We start from the raw sequence: 8,232 nt of genomic DNA, 5'->3' as shown, positions 1-8,232 counted from the left end.
TCATTGCGTCGGCGGACAATGGAGCGGATTTCTGCTCTTGATCTTCGTTGGTGGCCGACCAACTGTCGAAGGGGCGGTGTGGGTGGGTTGACGGGACCGTAGAGCGCCATGGATGGCGCGAACGAGCCTACAAGGACGTACTTGCGGCGTGTCCCGGCGACCCACCCACACCGCCCCTAAACAGCAAGCAAACGGCAACCTGCTGTTGCTGTTGCTGTTGCTGTTGCTGTTGCTGTTGCGGTTGCGGTTGCCGTTGCTTCAAAGAATCTGTGCAGTAACCGCAACGAAGTGACAGACACTTCCTCCGATCACGAACAGGTGCCAGATCGCGTGGGAGTAGGGGATGGATTCGCGGTGGTAGAAATAGGTGCCCAGCGTGTATGACAGGCCACCGGCGAACAGCCAGCCCAGGGTCCAGCCGTCGATTGAGGACCACATCGGCTTGATCGCCACCAGCACCATCCAGCCCATGGCGATGTAGATGATCGTGGAGAGCAGCTTGAAGCGGCCGGTGAAGAACAGCTTGAAGATCACCCCCGCCAGTGCCAGCGCCCAGATCGCGGTGAACATGCCCCAGCCCCACGGGCCGCGAAGGCCGATCAGGGTGAATGGGGTGTAGGTGCCGGCGATCAGCAGGTAGATCGCGCAGTGGTCGAATACTTTCAGCCGGCCCTTGGCGATCGGGTGCTGGATGGCGTGGTAGAGCGTGGAGGCCGTGTAAAGCAGCAGCAGTGCCACGCCGAACACGATGGCGCTGGCCAGCTGCCAGGCGTCGCCGTAGATGGCGGCCAGGGTGATCAATACCGCGCTGCCGGCAAGCGCGGCGACCGCGCCCAGCCCGTGGGTCAGGGCGCTGGCGATTTCTTCACGTACGGAAGCAACAGAGGTCATGGCGATGATCGTCGCGCGGGGAGGGGGAGCCCGCTCCCCCCTATCATCGCCGGTTTCGCCAGGTCAGGCGACCGACATGCTGTGCGCCGCTTCGCGGGTTGCCGCGAAGCGCACGTCCGGCGCGCGTTCCTGCGCCAGCTGCAGGTTGACCCGGGTCGGCGCCAGGTAGACCAGCTGGCCCGCCGCGTCGATGCTGAGGTTGCCCGCATTCTTCTCGCGGAACTCTTCCAGCTTCTTCGCATCGTTGCAGGTCACCCAGCGCGCCGTGGTCACGCTCACCGGCTCGAAGGTCGCTTCCACGCCGTACTCGTCCTTCAGCCGGTAGGCGGCCACGTCGAACTGCAGCACGCCCACCGCGCCCAGGATCAGGTCGTTGCTCATCAGCGGGCGGAAGAACTGGGTGGCGCCTTCTTCGGACAGCTGCGCAAGGCCCTTCTGCAGCTGCTTGAGCTTGAGCGGATCGCGCAGGCGCGCGCGACGGAACAGTTCCGGCGCGAAGTTCGGGATGCCGGTGAAGCTCACCGCTTCGCCTTCGGTGAACGTGTCGCCGATGGAAATGGTGCCGTGGTTGTGGATGCCGATGACATCGCCCGGCCATGCTTCAGCGGCGATTTCGCGGTCGCTGGCCATGAAGGTCAGTGCGTTGGCCAGCTTCATTTCCTTGCCGGTGCGCACGTGGAAGGTCTTCATCCCCGCTACGAAGCGCCCCGAACAGACCCGCATGAACGCCACGCGGTCACGGTGCTGCGGGTCCATGTTGGCCTGGATCTTGAACACGAAGCCGGTCAGCTTGTTTTCCTGCGGCGCGATCACCCGACCAGTGGTGGCGCGTGGCTGCGGCGACGGCGCGTGCTCGACGAAGAAGTCCAGCAGCGGCTGCACGCCGAAGTTGTTCACGCCCGAACCGAAGAACACCGGCGTCTGCCTGCCGGCCAAGTAGGCATCAAGATCGAACGCGTGGCTGGCGCCCTGCACCAGTTCCAGCTCGTCGCGCAGCTCGGCCAGCATGCCCGCGCCGATCTTTTCGGCCAGGCCCGGTGAATCGATCGACGGGAAAATGGTCGAATCCTGCCGGGTGAAGTTGCGGCCCTGTTCGTACAGGTGCACTTCGCCGCTGATCAGGTGGACCACGCCCTTCAGGCGCTGGCCCATGCCGATCGGCCATGTCACCGGCGCGCACTGGATGCCCAGCACGCTTTCCACCTCGTCCAGCAGGTCGATCGGCTCCTTGCCCTCGCGGTCGAGCTTGTTGATGAAGGTCATGATCGGGGTGTCGCGCAGGCGGCACACCTCCATCAGCTTGATCGTGCGCTCTTCCACGCCCTTGGCCACGTCGATCACCATCAGCGCCGAGTCCACCGCGGTAAGCACGCGATAGGTATCCTCGCCGAAGTCGGCGTGGCCGGGGGTGTCGAGCAGGTTGACGATCTTGCCTTCGTACGGGAACTGCATCACCGATGAGGTGACCGAGATGCCGCGCTCCTTTTCCAGCGCCATCCAGTCCGAGGTGGCATGGCGCGCGGCCTTGCGGCCCTTGACCGAGCCGGCCATCTGGATCGCACCACCGAACAGCAGCAGCTTCTCGGTCAGCGTGGTCTTGCCGGCGTCAGGGTGGGAAATGATGGCGAAGGTGCGGCGGCGCGCAGCTTCGGTAGCGACTTCGGACATGGCGTGACGCGCCCGCCCGGGGCGCTTCTCATGGAGATAAGCCCGCCAGTATACCGGGCCGCCCCGCCCGGCGGGTCAGTGGCTGGCCGCGTCGCCGCCGTCAGCCTCTTCACGCGCGAAGTGCAGCTCGCCCTGGGGGGCCACGATGCGTACCGGAATCGAGCGCAGCTGCATGCCGGCATTGGCCTGGACCACGAAATGCAGGTGTGGGGCGGTGCTGTAGCCGGTGTTGCCGGAAACGCCGATGCGCTGGCCGGCCTCGACCCGCTGGCCGCTGCGCACCAGTACCCCGTTTTCGCGCAGGTGGGCGTACACGGCCATGCTGCCGTCTTCATGCAGGACCCGGATGAAGTTGGCGCGGTGGCGGTCGCGCGCGGGATCCTGCCCGTTGCCGCTGAAGTTGCCCTGCACCTGCATCACCTTGCCCGCGCGGGCAGCAAGCACCGGGGTGCCTTCGGGCAGGGCGAAGTCCACCGCGTCGCGGTTTTCAGCATCGTTGTGGCTGAAACGCCCCTGCGGCGCCTGGCTGACCTGGAACCGGCGCGCATCGAAGGGCAGCTGGTAGGCCACGTCCTGCGGCCGCGCCGCCGGGTCGCCGGGAACCGCGTCCAGCAGCAGGTTCAGGCGTTCGGTATCCGGTGGCAGCTGCAGCCGCGCTACCACCACGCTCGCCGAGCCGGGCAGCACGGTTTGCAGGGGCAGCCCCGGCAGCAGCGCGGCACCCGCGTCCTGGCGCAGGGCGATCTGCACCGGACCGGTGAGGTGGTTGTCGACCCGCGCCTGCCAGTACGCGGCGCCCCCTTCGAGCTTCACCGAGGCCAGCGTGCCGCTCCGCGCCCCCTGCGGCGCCTGGTCGGCCGGGCGCACCAATCCCCAGCCGCCGCGCCAGTCCGCTCCACCGCTGGATTCAGCGGCCGGTGCCATCAACGGGCACGCCAGCAGGGTGAGCAGCAGGATCCGGCGCATCAGCGAGCTTCCAGTAAGGGTGCGCGGACTCTACGCAACCGCGTCCGTTCAGGAAAGAGGGCGGCTGCGGGCTGATGAGAAAAAACTATATCGCTTCATCCAGATGGAAGGATTGACATGCCCGGAATGTGCTGGCATCGTGGCTCCACCATCGAGACCGGCAGAGGGACAGGCCCTTTGAAGCCGGGGCAGCCCGCAGGCGCGAAAGCGACCTGCGTAGGTGCCAAATCCTGCGGGGACCGTGGTGTCTTCCGAAAGATGGTTCGAACCGTGCACCGTGCGTGCGCTTCGAACGCGAGCTCCGCGAAAGCTCGATGGCCGTTTTCCTCTTCGGGATATCGCCATGAGTTTCGCCACCGCCGCCATTGCTTCGGACTCCTTCGCCCCCTTGAGCGTTCCGGTTGATGCCGGGCGCAGCGCCGTTCGCGGCGAGATCGCCGCGATCCTGTCGATGCGCCACGGGGGAGCACGCCCGGTGCGGCTGCGCTACGAACTGGTGGGCCGTGAACAGGCGCCCGTGGTGGTGCTGGCCGGTGGCATTTCCGCACACCGGCATGTGGCCGCCAACGCCGAGTTCCCCGAGAAGGGCTGGGCAGAGGGCCTGGTGGCACCCGGTCGCGCGCTGGATCCCGCATCGCGCCGCATCCTGGCCTTCGATTTCATCGGTGCCGACGGCGCCCTGGACCTGCCGATCGACACCGCCGACCAGGCCGATGCGCTCGCCCTGCTGCTCGATCACCTCGGCATTACCCAGCTGCAGTGCTTCGTGGGCTATTCCTACGGCGCGCTGGTGGGCCAGCAGTTCGCAGTGCGCCACCCGCAGCGGTTGGCCAAGCTGGTCGCGGTCAGCGGCGCGCATCGGCCGCATCCCTACGCCGCCGCTTGGCGCGCGCTGCAGCGCCGCGCGGTTGCGCTGGGCCAGCTGCAGTGCGGCGAAAGCCACGGCCTGGCGCTGGCCCGGCAGTTCGCCATGCTCAGCTACCGCACGCCGGAAGAATTTGGCGAGCGCTTCGATGCACCGCCGGAAGTGGTCAACGGGCGTGTCCGCGTGGCGGCCGAAGATTACCTGGATGCCGCCGGCGCGCAGTACGTCGCGCGCACCCCGGTGGAGGCCTACCTGCGCCTGTCCGAATCGATCGACCTGCACCGCATCGACCCCGCCGCGATCAGCGTACCCACCGTGGTGGTGGCCGTAGAAGGCGACCGCCTGGTGCCGCTGGCCGACCTGGTCGGCCTGGTTGAAGGGCTGGGCCCGCGCGGCAGCCTGCGCGTGCTGCGCTCGCCCTATGGCCATGACGCCTTCCTCAAAGAAACCGATCGCATCGACGCGATCCTCGCCACCGCATTCCGTACCCCGGGAGAACACGCATGAGCCAGTCCGCCGGTTCCGAGCCGACCTGTAGCCGAGTCACCGCCGCCGTGCGCGCCGGTATCGATCGCGATACCGCGCACGGGGCGGTGACCCCGCCGATCGTGCTGTCGTCGAACTTCAGCTTCGATGGCTTCGGCAACAAGCGCCAGTACGACTACACCCGCAGCGGCAACCCCACCCGTGACCTGCTCGGTGAGGCGCTGGCCGAACTCGAAGGCGGTGCTGGCGGGGTGATCACCTCCACCGGCATGGGCGCGATCAATCTGGTGCTCAATGCGCTGCTGGAACCGGGCGATACCCTGGTGGTGCCGCACGACGCCTACGGTGGCAGCTGGCGGCTGTTCAACGCGCTGGCCAAGAAGGGCCACTTCCAGCTGGTCACCGCCGACCTGACCGACCCGCGTTCGCTGGCCGACGCGCTGGCGCAGTCGCCCACGCTGGTGTTGATCGAGACTCCGTCCAACCCGCTGCTGCGCATCACCGACCTGCGCTTCGTCATCGATGCCGCGCACCGCGCCGGTGCGAAGGTGGTGGTCGACAACACCTTCCTGTCGCCGGCGCTGCAGCGGCCGATCGCCTTCGGTGCCGATGTGGTGCTGCATTCGACCACCAAGTACATCAACGGCCACAGCGATGTGGTCGGTGGCGCCGTGGTCGCGCGCGATCCGGCGCTGCACGAGCAGCTGGTGTGGTGGGCCAACGCGCTGGGCCTGACCGGTTCGCCGTTCGATGCCTTCCTGACCCTGCGCGGCCTGCGGACGCTTGGTGCGCGGCTGCGCGTGCACCAGGAAAACACCGCCGACATCGTGAAGCTGCTGGCCGCCAGCGATGCGGTGGCCAACGTCTACTACCCCGGCCTGGAATCTCATCCCGGCCACGCGATTGCCGCGCGCCAGCAGAGCGGGTTCGGCGCGATGCTGTCGTTTGAACTGGCCTCGTGCCCGGGCGATGACCCGCACGCGGCGGTGCGCGCCTTCGTCGATGGCCTGCGCTGCTTCACCCTGGCCGAATCGCTGGGCGGGGTGGAAAGCCTGGTCGCGCACCCGGCCACCATGACCCACGCGGCGATGACCGCCGAGGCCCGCGCCCATGCGGGAATCAGTGAGGGCCTGCTGCGCCTGTCGGTGGGTATCGAAGCGGCTGAAGACCTGGTCGCGGACCTGCAGGCCGGCCTGGAGCGGGCCCAGGCGGTGATCGACCGCCAGGCGCAGCTGGCCCAGCGCAGGCTGGTGGACGCATGAGTGCGGTACTGCCTTTCGCGCGACCGGCGCCACGTCGCTTGGCGTTGCTGGGCACGGGCACCGTTGGAACCGCGTTCGTGCAGCGCTACCAGGCGCTCGAGGCACGAGGCGTCGAGTTGCCCCAGTTCTCGTGGCTGGCCAACTCGCGCACGGCACGCGCCTGCGAACAGCAGCCGGCACAGGCCCTGGAGCGCGCCAACGATGCCGCGCGCACGGCGCCAGCGCTGCAACCCTGGGCCGAAGCCGAAGGTCTGCAACGCGGTGACGTGGTGGTGGACGCCACCGCGAGCGACGATGTGGCCAACTGGCATGAGCAGTGGCTGGCGCGCGGCGTGCACGTGGTGACCGCCAACAAGCTGGGGCAGGGCGCACAGCTGGCGCGTGCACAGGCCATCGCGGGTAGCGGGCTGGACGGTGGTGCGCGTTACGGCGACAGTGCCACGGTTGGCGCAGGGCTGCCGCTGTTGAGCAGCCTGCGCGGGCTGGTGGCCGGCGGCGACCGCATTCACCGGGTGGAAGGCGTGCTGTCGGGGTCGTTGGCGTGGCTGTTCCATCACTACGACGGTCAGCGCCCCTTCTCGGCGTGGGTGCGCGAGGCGGCGGGCGCGGGGTACACCGAGCCGGACCCGCGCGTGGACCTGTCCGGTGAGGACGTGCGCCGCAAACTCTTGATCCTTGCCCGCGCCAGCGGCATCGCGCTGCGCGCCGAGCAGGTGGCCGTGAACTCGCTGGTGCCCGATGCACTGGCGGCGCTGCCGACCACCGCGGCGATCGAACAGCTGGCCCTGCTGGACGCGCCGCTGCAGCGGCACTGGGAGCAGGCACGCGCGCAGGGCGGCTGCCTGCGCTTCATCGGCGGCTTCGACCACGACGGCGCCTCGGTCGGGCTGCGGATCGTGCCGCTGGACCATCCGCTGGCCGGCGGTGCGCAGACCGACAACCGCGTGGCGATCCACAGCGACCGCTACAACGTGCAGCCGTTGTTGATCCAGGGGCCGGGTGCGGGGGCCGGGGTCACCGCTGCCGCCTTGTTGGACGACGTGTTGTCGATCACTCGCCCTTCAACGCCTTCAACAACGCCGCGTTGAACCGCGACGGGTCCTGCACCTGCGGCGAATGCCCCAGGTCGTCGAAGCTCACCAGCGTCGCGCCGGGGATCGCGGCGGCGGCAGCCTTGCCCAGGGCAGGGTAGTCGCCCAGCGCAGCTTTCAATGCCGGCGGGGCCAGGTCACGCCCGATCGCGGTGCGGTCCTTCTGGCCGATGAACAGCGTGGTTGGCACGCGGATGTTGGCCAGCTCATGCACGACCGGCTGGTTGAACACCATGTCCGAGGTCAGCGCCTGGCTCCAGGCCACGGCCTGCTTGCCGGGGCCGGCATACATCCCGGCCTGCATGCGTGCCCAGTGTTCGAACTCCGGCGTCCACTGGCCGCTGTAGTAGACGTCAAGCTGGTACTTCTTGATGCTGTCGAAACTGGTGTTCAGTTCGTTGGCATACCACGCATCCACGCTGCGCCAGGGTACGCCCTTGGCCTTCCAGTCTTCCAGCCCGATCGGATTGACCAGTGCCAGCTGGCGCAGCTGCTGCGGATACATCAGCGCGAACCGCGCGGCCAGCATGCCGCCCATCGAATGGCCGACCAGGTCGACTTTGGTGGCGTCCAGTTTGAGGTGCGCCAACAGCGCCTGCGTGTTGGCGGCCAGCTGGCCGAAGGAATACTGGTAGCGCAGTGGCTTGCTCGATTTGCAGAAGCCGATCTGGTCCGGCGCAATCACCCGGTAGCCGGCGCTGCTCAACGCGGTGATGGCATCACGCCAGGTGCCCGCGCAGAAATTCTTGCCGTGCAACAGCACCACCGTGCCGACCTGGCGGCCGGCAGGCGCCACGTCCAGGTAGGCCATTTCCAGCGGCTGGCGCTGCGAATCGAAGCTGAAGGTCTTGACCGGCCAACCGTAGTCGAAGGCCTGCAGGCGCGCGTCGTAGGTGTCGGCGGCGAACGAGGTCAGGGGCAGGCAGGCAAGCAGGGCGGCGGCCAGGATGCGCATGGCGGTCTCCAGTGGGGGAACCCCGAGGATAACCGCCCGCGCGTCTCC

At 67.9% G+C, this 8,232-nt stretch carries 7 protein-coding genes and 1 riboswitch; of the genes, 3 read left to right on the top strand and 4 right to left on the bottom strand.

The genetic code is table 11. From position 1 onward, the window contains the following. Positions 1–258: 258 nt before the first annotated feature. The 3 genes from trhA to ACQG3P_RS07965 form a co-directional block, all read right to left on the bottom strand. On the bottom strand, positions 259–891 hold the full coding sequence (trhA, locus tag ACQG3P_RS07975; RefSeq protein ID WP_093532831.1) for a PAQR family membrane homeostasis protein TrhA: 633 nt from the start codon (positions 889–891) through the stop codon (positions 259–261). A 63-nt stretch (positions 892–954) separates the two neighbouring features. Beyond that, on the bottom strand, positions 955–2,559 hold the full coding sequence (locus ACQG3P_RS07970; protein ID WP_426804718.1) for a peptide chain release factor 3: 1,605 nt from the start codon (positions 2,557–2,559) through the stop codon (positions 955–957). Positions 2,560–2,634: 75 nt separating this feature from the next. Next, positions 2,635–3,525, bottom strand: coding sequence for a M23 family metallopeptidase (locus ACQG3P_RS07965; RefSeq protein ID WP_426804717.1), 891 nt, complete (start codon positions 3,523–3,525; stop codon positions 2,635–2,637). A gap of 145 nt (positions 3,526–3,670) precedes the next feature. After that, positions 3,671–3,790, top strand: a riboswitch (SAM riboswitch). A gap of 78 nt (positions 3,791–3,868) precedes the next feature. Between ACQG3P_RS07965 and metX the strand changes: the two genes are divergently transcribed. From metX to ACQG3P_RS07950, 3 genes are read left to right on the top strand one after another with little or no spacing between them, the layout of a single operon-like run. Then, positions 3,869–4,897, top strand: a complete 1,029-nt coding sequence (gene metX, locus ACQG3P_RS07960) for a homoserine O-succinyltransferase MetX (RefSeq protein WP_068853689.1) — start codon at positions 3,869–3,871, stop codon at positions 4,895–4,897. Next, on the top strand, positions 4,894–6,138 hold the full coding sequence (locus ACQG3P_RS07955) for an O-succinylhomoserine (thiol)-lyase (protein ID WP_426804716.1): 1,245 nt from the start codon (positions 4,894–4,896) through the stop codon (positions 6,136–6,138). The genes metX and ACQG3P_RS07955 overlap by 4 nt, the downstream gene beginning before the upstream one ends. After that, entirely contained in the window at positions 6,135–7,226 is a 1,092-nt protein-coding gene (locus ACQG3P_RS07950; protein ID WP_426804715.1) for a homoserine dehydrogenase, read from the top strand. Before ACQG3P_RS07955 ends, ACQG3P_RS07950 begins: the two co-directional genes overlap by 4 nt. Here ACQG3P_RS07950 and ACQG3P_RS07945 read toward each other — a convergent pair. Beyond that, positions 7,189–8,184 (bottom strand): alpha/beta fold hydrolase, encoded by a 996-nt coding sequence (locus ACQG3P_RS07945; RefSeq protein ID WP_426804714.1) that lies wholly within the window; start codon positions 8,182–8,184, stop codon positions 7,189–7,191. The two genes, ACQG3P_RS07950 and ACQG3P_RS07945, sit on opposite strands and share 38 nt — an antisense overlap. Between the last annotated feature and the right edge of the window lie 48 nt (positions 8,185–8,232).

Source organism: Stenotrophomonas sp. SrG (genome assembly GCF_050031795.1).
GTDB classification, from domain to species: Bacteria; Pseudomonadota; Gammaproteobacteria; order Xanthomonadales; family Xanthomonadaceae; genus Stenotrophomonas; species Stenotrophomonas rhizophila_A.
This window is presented reverse-complemented; position numbering and strand designations above follow the sequence as displayed.